The organism is Streptomyces sp. NBC_01296 (assembly GCF_035984415.1).
In the GTDB taxonomy this organism is placed as follows: domain Bacteria; phylum Actinomycetota; class Actinomycetes; order Streptomycetales; family Streptomycetaceae; genus Streptomyces.
The window spans coordinates 8,572,499-8,586,655 of record NZ_CP130720.1 but is presented as its reverse complement, the minus strand read 5'-3'; the positions used below and the strand labels follow the sequence as shown (position 1 = coordinate 8,586,655).

The 14,157-nt window shown below is 70.0% G+C and carries 8 protein-coding genes; 6 read left to right on the top strand and 2 right to left on the bottom strand.

Annotation, left to right across the window (positions count from 1 at the left end; genetic code table 11):
- Positions 1-197 precede the first annotated feature (197 nt).
- Positions 198-1,892: a ribulokinase gene (locus OG299_RS39165; protein WP_327364242.1), complete on the top strand. Its 1,695-nt coding sequence runs from the start codon at positions 198-200 to the stop codon at positions 1,890-1,892.
- Between the two features lie 127 nt (positions 1,893-2,019).
- A complete protein-coding gene (gene araA, locus OG299_RS39160; RefSeq protein ID WP_327364241.1) occupies positions 2,020-3,531 on the top strand; it encodes an L-arabinose isomerase in 1,512 nt (503 codons plus the stop codon).
- Between the two features lie 104 nt (positions 3,532-3,635).
- Here araA and OG299_RS39155 read toward each other — a convergent pair whose 3' ends face one another.
- Entirely contained in the window at positions 3,636-6,560 is a 2,925-nt protein-coding gene (locus OG299_RS39155; protein ID WP_327364240.1) for a glycoside hydrolase family 48 protein, read from the bottom strand.
- 675 nt (positions 6,561-7,235) lie between these two features.
- Here OG299_RS39155 and OG299_RS39150 point away from each other — a divergent pair.
- Entirely contained in the window at positions 7,236-8,981 is a 1,746-nt protein-coding gene (locus OG299_RS39150; RefSeq protein WP_327364239.1) for a glycoside hydrolase family 6 protein, read from the top strand.
- A gap of 105 nt (positions 8,982-9,086) precedes the next feature.
- On the opposite strand, the gene OG299_RS39145 is transcribed toward OG299_RS39150, so the two are convergent.
- On the bottom strand, positions 9,087-10,184 hold the full coding sequence (locus tag OG299_RS39145) for a LacI family DNA-binding transcriptional regulator (protein ID WP_267002823.1): 1,098 nt from the start codon (positions 10,182-10,184) through the stop codon (positions 9,087-9,089).
- 402 nt (positions 10,185-10,586) lie between these two features.
- On the opposite strand from OG299_RS39145, the gene OG299_RS39140 reads away from it, so the two are divergent.
- The 3 genes from OG299_RS39140 (at position 10,587) to OG299_RS39130 (ending at position 14,055) form a co-directional block, all read left to right on the top strand.
- Entirely contained in the window at positions 10,587-11,948 is a 1,362-nt protein-coding gene (locus OG299_RS39140; protein WP_327364238.1) for an ABC transporter substrate-binding protein, read from the top strand.
- A gap of 147 nt (positions 11,949-12,095) precedes the next feature.
- Positions 12,096-13,154, top strand: a complete 1,059-nt coding sequence (locus OG299_RS39135; protein WP_327364237.1) for a carbohydrate ABC transporter permease — start codon at positions 12,096-12,098, stop codon at positions 13,152-13,154.
- 4 nt (positions 13,155-13,158) lie between these two features.
- Positions 13,159-14,055 carry a carbohydrate ABC transporter permease gene (locus OG299_RS39130; RefSeq protein ID WP_267002818.1) on the top strand — a complete coding sequence of 299 codons (897 nt, stop codon included), beginning with the start codon at positions 13,159-13,161 and terminating at the stop codon, positions 14,053-14,055.
- The last annotated feature ends 102 nt before the right edge of the window (positions 14,056-14,157 follow it).

Genomic DNA, 14,157 nt, shown 5'->3' with positions numbered 1-14,157 from the left:
TCCCGGCGGGTCGTATACGGAGGCCACTGCGCCGATGGCGCTCACACGTGATCCATGCAGACCCCTTGCCTCTCGATATTGTTAGCGCTCACAATGCATTGCATTGGACCACCCGGCCGACCGCCACGATCGCGGGTGGCATCGCCGCCTGCCGGGCCGCCGCCTGCCGCCCCGCGGCTCCTTCGAAAGGCACTCCGTTGACCTCACCCAGTCCCCTCGCGCCCACCCCGTTTCCCGAGGAATCGGAGCGGTACACGGTCGGCGTCGACTTCGGCACGCTGTCGGGCCGCGCCGTGGTGGTGCGGGTTCGCGACGGTCAGGAGCTGGCCGCGGCGGTCCACGTCTACCGGCACGGCGTCATCGACCGCTACCTGCCGCACGGCGGTGCGCCACTGCCTCCGGACTGGGCCCTGCAACACCCTCAGGACTGGCGGGACGTACTGCGCCACGCCGTCCCGCAGGCCGTGGCCGCGGCCGGGATCGACCCCGCCACGGTGATCGGCATCGCCACCGACTTCACCGCCTGCACCGTCCTGCCCACCCTGGCCGACGGGACCCCCCTCGCCGAGACCGACCTCGCCGGACGGCCGCACGCATGGCCCAAACTGTGGAAGCACCACTCCGCCCAGTCTCATGCCGACCGCATCAACGAACTCGCCCACGCCCGCGGGGAGAAGTGGATCGCCCGCTACGGCGGCCGGATCTCCGCCGAGTGGCAGTTCGCGAAGGCCCTCCAGGTCCTGGAGGAGGATCCGCTCGTCTACGACACCTGCGCGCGGTGGATCGAGGCCGCCGACTGGATCGTGTGGCAGCTCACCGGCGCCGAGTCCCGCAACGCCTGCACGGCCGGATACAAGGGCATCCACCAGGACGGCACCTACCCGAGCGAGGAGTACCTGGCCGCATTGAACCCCCAGTTCGCCGACTTCGCGCGCACCCGCCTCGAATTCCCCCTCTCCGCGCTGGGCTCACGAGTGGGCTCGCTCAGTACGGAGGCGGCAGCGTGGACGGGGCTGCGCCCCGGCATAGCCGTGGCCGCGGGCAACGTCGACGCCCATGTCACCGCGGCGGCGGCCCAGGCCGTGGAGGACGGCCAGCTGCTCGCCATCATGGGGACCTCCACCTGCCACGTCGTGAACGCCCCCGTCCTCGCCGACGTACCCGGCATCTGCGGTGTCGTGGCCGGCGGGATCGTGGAGGGGACCTACGGCTACGAGGCCGGCCAGAGCGCGGTCGGCGACATCTTCGCCTGGGTACTGGAGCAAGGCGTCCCGGCGGACTACCTCGCCGAGGCCGCCGACCGCGGCGAGGACCTGCACACCCTGCTGACCCGCAAGGCCGCCGGCCAGCCGGTCGGCGGACACGGACTGGTCGCCCTCGACTGGCTGAACGGCAACCGTTCGGTCCTCGTCGACCACCACCTCTCCGGAGTCATCGTGGGCCTCACCCTCGCGACCCGCCCCGAGGACGTCTACCGCGCGCTGCTCGAAGCCACCGCCTTCGGCACCCGCGTCATCGCGGAGGCGCTGGAGAGCGGCGGCGTACCGGTGCACGAGTTCATCGTCGCCGGCGGACTGGCCAAGAACGAGCTGCTGATGCAGATCTACTCCGACGTGCTGCGCCGCCCCGTCTCCCTGGCCGCGTCCGACCAGGGCCCCGCCCTCGGGTCGGCCATCCACGCCGCCGTGGCCGCCGGCGCGCACGCGGACGTACGCACGGCCACCGCCGCCATGGGCCGCCGACTGCCCGCCGTCTACACGCCCGACGCCTCCCGGGCCGACGCCTACGACGCCCTCTTCGCCGAATACCGGCTCCTGCACGACCACTTCGCCGTCGACGGCCTGCTGCACCGGCTGAGGAGCATCCGCGACACGACCCACACCGAGGGCTAGGGATATCCGGCGGGACCGTCCCCGATCCGCCGGACACCACCTGACCCCGCCCCGCTGTTCGTAAACCACTTCCCCACCCGCCCGCCGCCCTCACCCCCGTTGCGGGACGTCACCTTCAGGAGTCCATGTGCCCAGCCCGACATCTCCCGCCCAGGAAATCTGGTTCCTCACGGGCAGCCAAGGCCTGTACGGGGAGGAGACCCTGAAGCAGGTCGCCGAACAGTCCCTGCAGATCGCCACCACCCTGGCCGACGTCTCCGGCATTGCCGCACGTGTCGTGTGGAAGCCGGTACTGACCGACGCCGACGCCATCCGCCGGACATGCCTCGACGCCAACGCCGACGACCGGTGCATCGGGCTCATCGCCTGGATGCACACCTTCTCGCCGGCCAAGATGTGGATCGCCGGACTGGACGCGCTGCGCAAGCCGTTGCTGCACCTCCACACCCAGTCGAACGTGGCCCTGCCCTGGGACACCATCGACATGGACTTCATGAACCTCAACCAAGCCGCTCACGGAGACCGCGAGTTCGGGCACATCCAGGCCCGTCTCGGCGTCCCCCGCAAGACCGTGGCCGGCCACGTCTCCGATCCGGTCACCACCGCACGCGTCGCGGTCTGGGCGCGGGCGGCCGCCGCGCGATCCGAACTGGCCACCCTCAAGGTCGCCCGCTTCGGCGACAACATGCGCGACGTGGCCGTCACCGAGGGCGACAAGGTCGAGGCCCAGTTGCGCTTCGGCGTCTCCGTCAACACCTACGGCGTCAACGACCTGGTGGAGGTCGTCGACAGCGCGGACGAGAGCGAGGTGGCCTCCCTCGTCGAGGAGTACGCGGACCTGTACCACCTGGCGCCGGAACTGCGGCCGGGCGGCGAACGGCACGACTCGCTGCGTTACGCGGCCCGCATCGAAGCCGGCCTGCGCACCTTCCTCGAAGCGGGCGGCTTCGGGGCCTTCACCACCAACTTCGAGGACCTCGGCGGACTGCGCCAGCTGCCCGGCCTCGCGGTCCAGCGGCTCATGGCCCAGGGCTACGGCTTCGGAGGTGAGGGCGACTGGAAGACCGCCACCCTGCTGCGCGCCCTCAAGGCGGCCGCCACCGGTCTCCCGGGCGGCACCTCCTTCATGGAGGACTACACCTACGACATGACGCCCGGCAACGAGCTCATCCTGGGCGCACACATGCTGGAGGTCTGCCCCACCATCGCGACCGCCAGGCCCAGCTGTCAGGTCCACCCCCTCGGCATCGGCGGGCGGGAGGACCCGGTGCGCCTGGTGTTCGACGCGGCCCCCGGGCCGGCCGTGGTGGTCGGGCTCGCCGACCTCGGCGACCGCTTCCGCCTGGTCGCCAATGACATCGACGTGGTGGCACCCCCGCACCCGCTGCCCGCCCTGCCCGTCGCGCGCGCGGTCTGGCGGCCCCGCCCCGGCCTGCGGACCTCCACCGAATCCTGGCTGACGGCCGGAGGGCCGCACCACACCGTCCTCAGCACCGCCCTCACCTCCGACCACCTCGACGACCTGGCCGAGATGCTCCGCATGGAACTCGCGCTCATCGACGAGACCACCACCCCGAAGCAGTTCCGGCGCGATCTCCGCTGGAACCAGACCTACCACCGGCTCGCACTGGGATTGTGAACCGCCCGGAGAGCGTGTGACGGGGGACGCGTAGAGGCCGGGCAGTCCCTGAGGGCCTGCCCGGCCTCGTCGTACGCGGAGCCGTCTCCGGGCGGGGCGCTCTGTTATTCGAGCAGCTCCGCGTACGAGCCCATGGCCAGGGCGATGTCCGCCTGGGCCCAGAACCGGTGGTAGGTGAAGACGGGCGCGGCGCCGCCCGCGAGGTAGGCCTCGACCTTCGGCCAGGCCGGGTCGTTCTTGTAGAAGCCACGGATCGAGGCGAAGGTGGACGAGGAGTTCACCGCGTCGCCGTTCGGCATCTTTCCGGTCCAGGTGCTGGGCACGTACACCGGGTCGTTGAAGCGCTTGTAGTCGGTCCGGGTCTCCTGGACGGAGAGGCCCAGCGGGTCCTGGTGGTGGGCCCACATGCCGTCGAGCAGGGCCTTGGCGACCCTCTTGGCCTCGGCGTTCCCGGACTTCGCGGCGTAGTAGGTCAGGGTCTTGGCGTATGCGGCGGCCACGCCCACGTCATCGGTGTAGTCGGCGACGGTGACGTGCAGGCCCGCGTTGGCGCCGGGAGCCGACGCGTTCCAGGTGTCCGGGGCGCCGGACCACTTGAGGGTGGAGGGGATCCGGTAGGTGCCGTCGGGGTTGATCGTGGTCTTCGACAGGGCCCAGCCGACCCACTTGTCGAGCAGGGCCTTGGCGCCCGCGTCGCCCGTCTGCTCGTAGAGCTCGGCGACCCGCTCCATGGACCAGGCCTGGAAGCCGAACCACTGGTTGGACGGCGGGTCCTGGTAGACCGGCTTCTCGTCGTAGAAGAGGCCGTGAAAGGTGGCGGTCCCGGCCGGGGGCTGTGCGTAGCGCCCCTGCCAGCTGTTGGTGGCGCCGCCCGCGATGGCGCCCTCGTCGGACTGGAGCCAGCGGTAGAACTCCAGCTGCCGGTCGAGGCTGGTCGCCCAGTCCGTGGCCCCGGTCGGCGACTTGGGCTTCAGCGGGGCGTACTCGCTGAGCGCGTAAGCGGCGAGGGGGTTCTGGTATCCGCTGTGCGCGTGGCTGGAGCCGATCCGCCAGGACCAGCCGGCCGCGGTGTCGGTGGCGCCGCCCCAGGCGTAGTACCAGGACATCAGGTAGTGCGCGCTGTCCTTGCCGGTGCCCGCGGGGCAGACGGTCGGGCCCACGCAGTTGCCGGCCTTCTTGAAGTACTTGTCGAACATGGAGTACCGCAGGTAGTCGCCCATCTTCGCCGCCTTGGAGACGGTCGCGGTGACCTGGGTCCCGTTGCCCTGCTCCTTGGCCCAGACATCCGCCCAGTAGGCGGCCTGGATGGCACGCGCGTCGGCGTCCGGGGCATCGGTGAACTTCCACTGCTTGGCGTAGGAGGCGTCCCCGGTGAAGAGGTCGAGGTAGCCGTTCTTGCCGCCGTAGGTGAAGTTGTCGCAGGTGGGGTGCGGCACGGTCTCCCAGACCGATTCCTCGGGGCCGCGCTGGAAGGTGTTGATGTACGAGGGTCCAGTCGCGGTGGGTCCGGCGGAGCACTTTCCGGGCTCGTTGCCGTAGCCGTAGACGTTGTCGACGTCCTGGAGCCAGTGCATGCCGTAGATGTCGTCCGTGCCGTACGCGCTCTTCAGCTCACCGGCGATCGGGTCCGCACCGGCGGAGACTGCTCCGTCGAGCTTGGCCGGGTACTGCGAGGGGAGGTCCTGCTCGGGCGCGTAGGTGGCGGGCTTGGAGGCGTTGTAGGTGCCCGTCGTCGGCTGATCGGCATGGGTGGGGATCATGAACTTCTCCATGGTCTCCCACGCACCGTTGAACTTGGTCCAGTCCCCGGTGATCTTCCCGTACATCGCCTGCAGCCAGATCAGGTAGCTGTAGGCCTCGGAGGTCGTCTCGTGGCCCTGGTCCGGGGCCTCGACGATCAGCGTCTCGACGGAGTGGTACGGGATGCCCTCGGGCGAGAAGTAGCCGTTGGCCGGGTTGGTGATCTTCCCGTAGAGGTCGAGGAAGTGGGCGTCGTACGTGGAGTCGGCGGCCAGCTCGGCGACCGTCACCTCGGCCTTGGCGTGGCCGGGGGCGGTCACGGTGAAGACGGCGGAGCCGCTGCCGGTGGTACCGGCGGTGACCGTCACCTTCTGGGCGGTGTTCCAGTTCGCCGGGGTGAAGGTGAGCGCGGCGGGTGCCGCGGTGAGGTCGGTGTTGCCCGAGGTACGGGCCACGCCCACCGTGACGTTCGCGGCCGGCTGCTTGGAGAGCTTCAGGTCGAAGGTGCCCGTCTCCCCGCGGCGCACGGAGAGCTGCGCGGGGGTGGCGACGAGCGCGGGGCCCGCAGCGACGGTGATGCCGACGGGGGCCGACTCGGCGGAGGCCCCGAGGCTGTCGTAGGCCTTGGCGTAGAGGGAGTGGGAACCGGCTGCGAGGCCGGTGGCATCCAGGGTGAAGGGCGCCGTGGTGTCCGTGCCCAGGAGCGTGGTGTCGCTGTAGAACTCGACCTTGCCCACGGTGGCGCCGTCGGCCGCGGCGGCGGTGGCGGCTAGCGGGACGGGGGTGCCCGCCGTGTAGACGGCGCCCGCGGTGGGGCTGGTCAGGACGGCGACCGGGGGCTGGTGGGCTCCGGTGCACGGGGTGCCGTTGACGGCGAAGGAAGTGGGGGCGGCGTTGGTCCCGCTGTAGCTGAACTGGGCGCCGGTGGTGACGGCCGCGCCCGCGGCGACGGTCTTGTTCCAGTCCGGGGCCGAGACGCGGACGCTCTTGCCGGACTGGGTCCAAACGCCGTTCCAGCCGTTGGTCAGCTGCTGGTTGCCGGAGTAGTCGTAGGTGAGGTTCCAACCGTCGAGAGCGGTCGCGGACCGGTTGGTGAGGGTCAGTTCGGCGGTGAAGCCCGAACCCCAGTCGTTGGTCTTGTAGTCGACGCTGCACTGCACCGCTGCGGCCGCGGCGGTGGTGGCGCCGACGGCCGTGAGGCCCAGGGGGAGCGAGAGGGCCACGGCCGTGGCGGACGCGGTGAGCAGTTTGCGTCGTCCGTGGAATCTGGGTGGGGGGTGTGACGACATGCGGACGGTTCTCCTCGCGGCTCGGGGGAGACGGGATGGGAGGAGCGGCAGCGCACAAGCTCTGAACCAGTGGGAGCGCTCCCACTGTGCAGACGTGTCGGGACGGCGTCAAGACGTGTGAAGAGTCGAAAGCAATCTGCGACGAATTTACTCAACTCCTCTTTTGCTTGGTGATACTTGGCGCTACGGTCTGGCCCCAACCAGTGGGAGCGGTTCCATCGGTCGGCGCGCCGTCAGAGCGCGACTTGCTGCAAGGACCCGCTCATCGACACCCCCGCGCCTGTCGGCACTGCTCGGCGGAGCAGCGTTGACCTCGTGCGACGGCGGTACACAGGACCTGGTGCAGGCCGCGCTTGCGACCGGGGCCCGCAGTTTCCTGCCGGTCCCCGGGATCGCATACAACGACCCGAGCCAGTGGCTCACCCCTTCCCCACCCTCGCCTCGTTCGCTGACCGGCCCCGGTCTCGGGCGAGAGCGGCGGGCACATCCGCGGACACGCGTTCACCGACCGCGCCACGGCCCGGTTCCAAGGACCGCGTCCGCTCCGTACGACGGCACCCCTTCGCACCACGGCACCCCTTCGCTCAACGGCACTCCTCGCACCACGGCACTCCCCCCATTCGGCACCGGGTGCGCGACCGCCTGCGCACCTTGAACTGAAAGGCACCCCGCGAAATGAGCCGCACCATCCCCCGCACCGCCCTACTGGCGGCCCTCAGTCTCGTCACCGCCGCCGGCGCCACCGCCACGGCGTTCGGTACCAGCGCCGGCGCCGCCACCGCCGGCTGCAAGGTCGAGTACCAGATCTCGAACCAGTGGAACACCGGCTTCGGCGCCAATGTGATCGTCACCAACACCGGTGACCCGGTGGCCTCCTGGACCGTGGAGTGGTCCTACGCCAACGGCGAGCAGGTCACCCAGGGCTGGAACGCCACCATCACCCAGTCCGGGGCGGCGGTGACCGCGAAGAGCATGTCCTACAACGGGTCGCTGGCCACGGGCGGTTCGACCTCCTTCGGGTTCAACGGTTCGTACAGCGGTACCAATGCCGTCCCCGCGACCTTCAAGCTCAACGGCGTCACCTGCAACGGCGCCACCCCGACCCAGCCCCCCACCACACCCCCGACTACCCCGCCCACTACGCCGCCGACCACGCCTCCGCCCACCGGCGGCAAGGTCGACAACCCCTACGCCGGCGCCAAGATGTACGTGAACCCCGAGTGGTCCGCCCATGCCGCCGCCGAACCGGGCGGCAGCAGGGTGGCCAACCAGCCCACCGCCGTATGGCTGGACCGCATCGCCCTCGTCACGGGCACCAGCGGCACGATGGGCCTGCGCGACCACCTGAACGCGGCTCTGACACAGAAGGGCAGCGGCGAACTCGTCGTCCAGCTGGTGATCTACAACCTGCCCGGACGGGACTGCTCCGCGCTCGCCTCCAACGGCGAACTGGGCCCCACCGAGATCGACAAGTACAAGACGCAGTACATCGACCCGATCGCCGCGATCCTCGCCGACCCCAAGTACGCGGGGCTGCGGATCGTCACCACCGTCGAGATCGACTCACTGCCGAACCTGGTCACCAACGTCTCGGGCCGCCCCACCGCAACCGCCAACTGCGACGTGATGAAGACCAACGGCAACTACGTCAAGGGCGTCGGCTACGCCCTGAACAAGCTCGGCTCGATCGCCAACGTCTACAACTACGTCGACGCCGGCCACCACGGCTGGCTCGGCTGGGACGACAACTTCGGTGCCTCCGCCGACATGTTCAAGCAGGCCGCGACCGCCGAGGGCTCCACGCTCTCCAACGTGCACGGCTTCATCGTCAACACCGCCAACTACAGCGCGCTGAAGGAGGACAACTTCAAGATCGACGACTCCGTCAACGGCACCTCCGTGCGCCAGTCGAAGTGGGTCGACTGGAACCGCTACACCGACGAACTGTCCTACGCCCAAGCCATGCGGACCAAGCTGGTCTCCCTGGGCTTCGACACCAACATCGGCATGCTCATCGACACCTCCCGCAACGGCTGGGGCGGCACCGCCCGCCCGACCGGACCCGGCGCGCTGACGAGCGTGGACACCTACGTCAACGGCGGCCGCTACGACCGGCGCATCCACCTCGGCAACTGGTGCAACCAGTCCGGCGCCGGACTCGGCGAACGACCGAAAGCAGCCCCGGCCGCCGGCATCGACGCCTACGTGTGGATCAAGCCCCCGGGCGAGTCCGACGGGGCCAGCAAGGAGATCCCGAACAACGAGGGCAAGGGATTCGACCGGATGTGCGACCCCACCTACACAGGCAACGTACGCAACGGCAACAGCATGTCGGGGGCCCTCCCGGACGCACCGCTCGCCGGCCAGTGGTTCTCCGCCCAGTTCCAGGAGCTCATGAAGAACGCCTACCCGGCGCTGTGACGCAGGGCAGGTGACGAGCCCGGAGCCTTACGGAAGCATTCCCTTCCGCGGGGCTCCGGGCCTCGGCACGCTCGGGGCGGGCGGCCGACAGGCTTCCGGGGCGGCTCAGGAGGAGTCCCGCACGACCAGTTCCGTCGGGAGCACCCGGCGCGGCTCCTCGCCCATGCCCTGCCTCGGGGCGGCGCCGACTCCGGACTCCTCGGCGATCTTCTGGAGCAGGAGCCGGGTCATCGTGCGGCCCATCTCCTCGATGGGCTGGCGCACGCTGGTCAGGGGCGGGTCCATCAGGCGGGCCACCGTGGAGTCGTCGACCCCTACGAGGGCGACGTCCTCGGGGACCCGTCGGCCGGCCTCGCGCAGCACGCCGCGCGCCCCGGCCGCCATCACGTCGGAGGCGGCGAAGACGGCGTCCAGGCCGGGTGCGCGTTCCAGGAGCTCGCGCATCGCCAGCCGGCCGCCCTCCTCGGTGAAGTCCGCGGTCGCCACGAGCGACTCGTCGGGCTGGATTCCGGCCTCGGCCAGGCCCGCGCGGTAGCCGCCCAGGCGTGCGCGGGCCACGTACATGTCCAGCGGCCCGCTGATGGTCGCGATCCTGGACCGGCCGCGCCCCGCGAGGTGGGCGACGGCCGCCCGTCCCGCACCGATGTTGTCGGAGTCCACATAGGCCACCGGCTCGGCCTCCGAACGCCGCCCGTTCATGACGACCGGCAGGCCCAGCCGCGTGATCCGGTCAGGCAGCGGGTCGTTCCCGTGGACCGATGCCAGCAGCACGCCGTCGACCCGCTGGGCCGCCAGGTAGTGCTCGAACCGCTGCCGCTCGGCTTCGGTCCGGACGAGGGTGAGCAGCAGCTGCTTGTCCGCCTCGGCCAGCTCGGCGCTGACCCCGCGGATCAGGTCGAGGAAGTACGGCTCCGAGAACAGCCGGGCCTCGGTCTCCGGAATGACCAGGGCCACCGCGTCGGTCCGACTGCCGGCCAGCGCCCTGGCCGCCTGATTGGGTACGTACCCCAGCTCTGCGACAGCCCGGGCCACGGCGTCCTTGGCCCGCTCGCTCACCCGCGGCGAACCGTTGATGACCCGGGAGACCGTGCCCCGGCCGACACCGGCCAGGGCCGCGACCTCTTCCAGAGTGGGCCTGCCGCCGCTTTGCCGTCCGCTCACGCTCTTGAACTCCCCTCGTATGCCACCGAACTCGCGTGCCATCGCACTCCGCACCGGGCGCGGGCCCGGCCTGCTGATCAGGTAAGCAGGCCGGTGCAACCGCCCCGCAGCCGTGGACACGTTACGCCGACTCGGAGTGGGAGCGCTCCCACAATACTCTCGATCCCCTCCTGCCACCACGGTCGCGTTCACAACCTGACACGGGGCAGCCCGCCGGAGAAGCAAGAGCCCGCACCTGAGGCTCCTCTGTAATGAATTCGCGTTCATCTCTTGACACCCGCACCCGCCAGGCAGCAACCTTCCGGCAACGACGTGGGAGCGCTCCCATCCAGGGGTGCGACAGCGGCTTTCACATCAGGTCCGGGCGGGCCCCTGGCCGAGCCGCGAACAACCCGCCGGACCCCATGGCGCACAACGGGCAGCACCTTGGACGAGGAGAGTGGAATGCGTACTTCCAGCAGCAGACACGGACGCGGACGCCGCACCGTGATCAACGCGGTCGCCGCGGTCGCCGTCGTAGCGACCGGTACGGCCCTGCTCACCGGCTGCGGCGGTGACAGCGACAAGGGCAAGAGCGACGGCGCGGCCGGCGGCGAGCAGATCACGCTGCGGATCGGTACCTTCGGTTCCTTCGGCTACGACGACGCGACCGGGGCCAAGCTCTACTCCGAGTACACGAAGGCGCACCCGAACATCAAGATAGAAGAGTCGAACGTCGCGGACGGCCAGAAGTACTGGGACACCCTCAAGCTGCGCCTCTCCCGCGACAGCGGCCTCGCGGACATCCAGGCCCTGGAGGTCGGCTACATCGCGGAGGCGACCGGACCCGCCATGGCCGACAAGTGGACCGACCTCGGCAAGACGGGCGGCGCGGACGTCGGCGCCTTCCTCGACTGGAAGGTCAAGCAGGCCACGACGGGCGACGGCAAGGTGATCGGCCTCGGCACGGACATCGGCCCGATGGCCATCTGCTACAACAAGGACCTCTTCGCCAAGGCCGGCCTGCCGACCGATCGCGCCGAAGTCGCGGGGCTCTGGGCGGGCGACTGGGCGAAGTTCATCCAGACCGGCGAGGCGTACAAGAAGAGCGCCCCCGAGGGGACCTCCTTCCACGACTCCGCGAGCGGCCTGTTCAACGCCGTGATCTCCAGCGAGCCCGTGCAGTACGCCAACGCCAAGGGCGAGCTGGACTACGAGAACAGTCCGGGTGTGAAGAAGGCCTGGGACACCGCCGTGGCGGCGGCGAAGGGCGAACTGACCGCGAAGCTGCGCCAGTTCGACGAGAAGGGCACGTGGAACGCGGCCTTCAAGAACTCGAAGTTCGCCACCGTGGCCTGCCCGAGCTGGATGACGGGCATCATCAAGGACCAGGCGGGCCCGGAGAACCAGGGCAAGTGGGACATCGCCGCACCTCCCGTGGCCGGGAACTGGGGCGGCTCCTTCCTCGCCGTCCCGAAGTCGGGCAAGCACACCAAGGAGGCGGCCGAACTCGCCGCCTGGCTCACCGCTCCGGCCCAGCACGCCAAGGTCTTCGGCGTGAACGGCAACATCCCCTCCTCCAAGGACACCCTCAGCTCTCCGGCGGTGCAGGGCGCGAAGCTGCCGTACTTCGGTGACACTCCGGTCGGCAAGATCTACTCGGAAGCCGCGGCCGGCATCACGCCCGCCCCGATCAGCCGCTGGGACGGACAGGTGAAGACCTTCCTCACCGACAACGGCATCCTCGACATCGAGCAGCGCGGCACCGATCCGGCGAAGGCGTGGGAGAACGTCAAGAAGCTGGTCGCTGACAAGATCGACAAGTAGCGGGGCACGCGGCGGCCCGCCCCCACCGCCTCCCACCGCCTCCCCGCGGGTGACGGGTGGCGGCGGGCCGCCGCCGTCCGCAGAACCGCAGAACCGCAGCACAGCAGCACAGCAGCACCGCACGCATCGACCTGGAAGGACGCCCCCGTGGCCACCTCCGTACGGGCGACCAGCGGCGGCTCCCCGCCGCCCGCCGCACATCCCCCGGCCCCCAGCACCGGCTCCCGCAAGCAGTGGCCCTCCGGCCGGGGCGGACTGCGCAGCACGCTCTACCGCCTGGACCTGAAGGCGGTCCCCTACGTCTTCCTCGCCCCCTTCTTCCTCACCTTCGCGGCCTTCGGACTCTTCCCCCTGATCTACACGGGCTGGCTCTCGCTCCACCGGGTGGAACTCGGCGGCAGCGCGCAGTGGAAGGGGCTGGAGAACTACACCTCCCTGGCGGGCAGCGAGTTCTTCTGGAACGCCCTCGCCAACACCTTCACCATCGGTGTGATCTCCACCGTTCCCCAGCTGCTGATGGCCCTCGGCTTGGCCCACCTGCTCAACTACAAACTCCGTGGCCGCGGTTTCTTCCGCGTGGCGGTGCTCGCCCCGTACGCCACCTCGATCGCGGCGGCCACCCTCGTCTTCGCGCAGCTGTTCAACACCGACTACGGGCTGATCAACACGGCGCTGGGCTGGGCCGGCTTCGAGCCGGTCGCCTGGGAATCCTCCAAGTGGCCTGCTCAGATCGCAATTTCGGTGATCGTGACGTGGCGCTGGACCGGCTACAACGCCCTCATCTACCTGGCCGCGATGCAGGCCGTACCCCAGGACCTCTACGAGGCGGCCGCGTTGGACGGGGCTTCGCGCTGGCGCCAGTTCCTCAGCGTGACCATCCCCTCGATCCGGCCGACGATCCTGTTCACCGTCATCGTCTCGACCATCGGGGCCACCCAGCTCTTCGGCGAGCCGATGCTCTACGGCGGCAGCGTCGGCATCAGCGGCGGCAGCGGCAACCAGTTCCAGACGCTGAGCCTGCTCATGTACGAGAAGGGCTGGGTGACCGGCGCGCTGGGCCAGGCCTCCGCCATCGCCTGGGTCATGCTCCTGCTCCTGCTGCTCATCGGCGGCCTCGAGGCGCTGGTCTCCCGCTCGAACCGCAGCCGCAGCCGCAGCCGCGACCGCAACCGCGCCGGCCGCATCAGCACGAAGGCGGGGAGCTGAACCCATGAGCCGCACACTCGACACGACCGCAGCCGCCAGGGCGCCGCGCGCCAGGCGCCTTCGCCCGTCGGCCGGCCGCCAGCACCACGCCGGACCGCTGACCTACGTCCTGCTCGGCCTCGCCGCCCTGGTCTCCCTCTTCCCCCTGTACTGGAACCTGGTCGCCGCCTCCCACACGGGCGAGCGCGTGGTCAAGGCTCCGGCCCCGCTGCTGCCCGGCCCCCGGCTGTTCGACAACCTCTCCTTCGCCTGGAACCAGGTCGACATGGGCGAGGCACTGGTCAACACGACGATCGTGGCCGGGCTCGTGGCCCTGTCCACCGTCCTGTTCTCCACCCTCGCCGGCTTCGCCTTCGCCAAACTGGCCTTCAGGGGCAAGGGGGCGCTGCTGGCGCTCGTCGTGGCCACTATGACGATCCCGCCGCAGCTCAGCGTGATCCCGCTCTACCAGATCATCACCGACCTCGGCTGGGTCGACCAGCTCCAGTCGGTCGTCCTGCCCTCGCTGGTCGCCGCCTTCGGCGTGTTCTTCATGCGCCAGTACCTCATCGAGGCCCTGCCCGTGGAGCTGGTGGAGGCGGCGCGGATGGACGGTGCGCACAGCCTGCGCATCATCTGGCACGTGGTGTTCCCGGTCGCCAGGCCAGCGATGGCGGTCCTTGGAATGCTCGTCTTCGTGCAGGCATGGAACGACTTCTTCTGGCCGTTCATCGCACTGACCCCCGACGGGAACCCCACCCTGCAGGTGGCCCTCGCCGGCCTCGGCGCGGGGAACCACACCGTCGACCAGGCCGTCGTCCTGACGGGGGCGCTCATATCCACCCTGCCGCTGCTGCTGGTCTTCGCGGTCCTCGGCAAGCACATCGTGGGCGGCATCACCGCAGGCGCCGTCAAGAACTGAAGGCGTCCGTCGAGACGGCCGACCCGTCGGTCCGTTCGCACACCCTGCCTTCCGCCACCGCTTCATCCGGCATGGCTTCATCCGGCACCACTTCACCCGGCA

Bases quoted from the DNA above. Each gene is read 5' to 3' on its own strand.
- OG299_RS39155 (WP_327364240.1), bottom strand. From the start codon at position 6,560: ATGTCGTCACACCCCCCACCCAGATTCCACGGACGACGCAAACTGCTC.
- OG299_RS39150 (WP_327364239.1), top strand. From the start codon at position 7,236: ATGAGCCGCACCATCCCCCGCACCGCCCTACTGGCGGCCCTCAGTCTC.
- OG299_RS39145 (WP_267002823.1), bottom strand. From the start codon at position 10,184: ATGGCACGCGAGTTCGGTGGCATACGAGGGGAGTTCAAGAGCGTGAGC.
- OG299_RS39140 (WP_327364238.1), top strand. From the start codon at position 10,587: ATGCGTACTTCCAGCAGCAGACACGGACGCGGACGCCGCACCGTGATC.
- OG299_RS39130 (WP_267002818.1), top strand. From the start codon at position 13,159: ATGAGCCGCACACTCGACACGACCGCAGCCGCCAGGGCGCCGCGCGCC.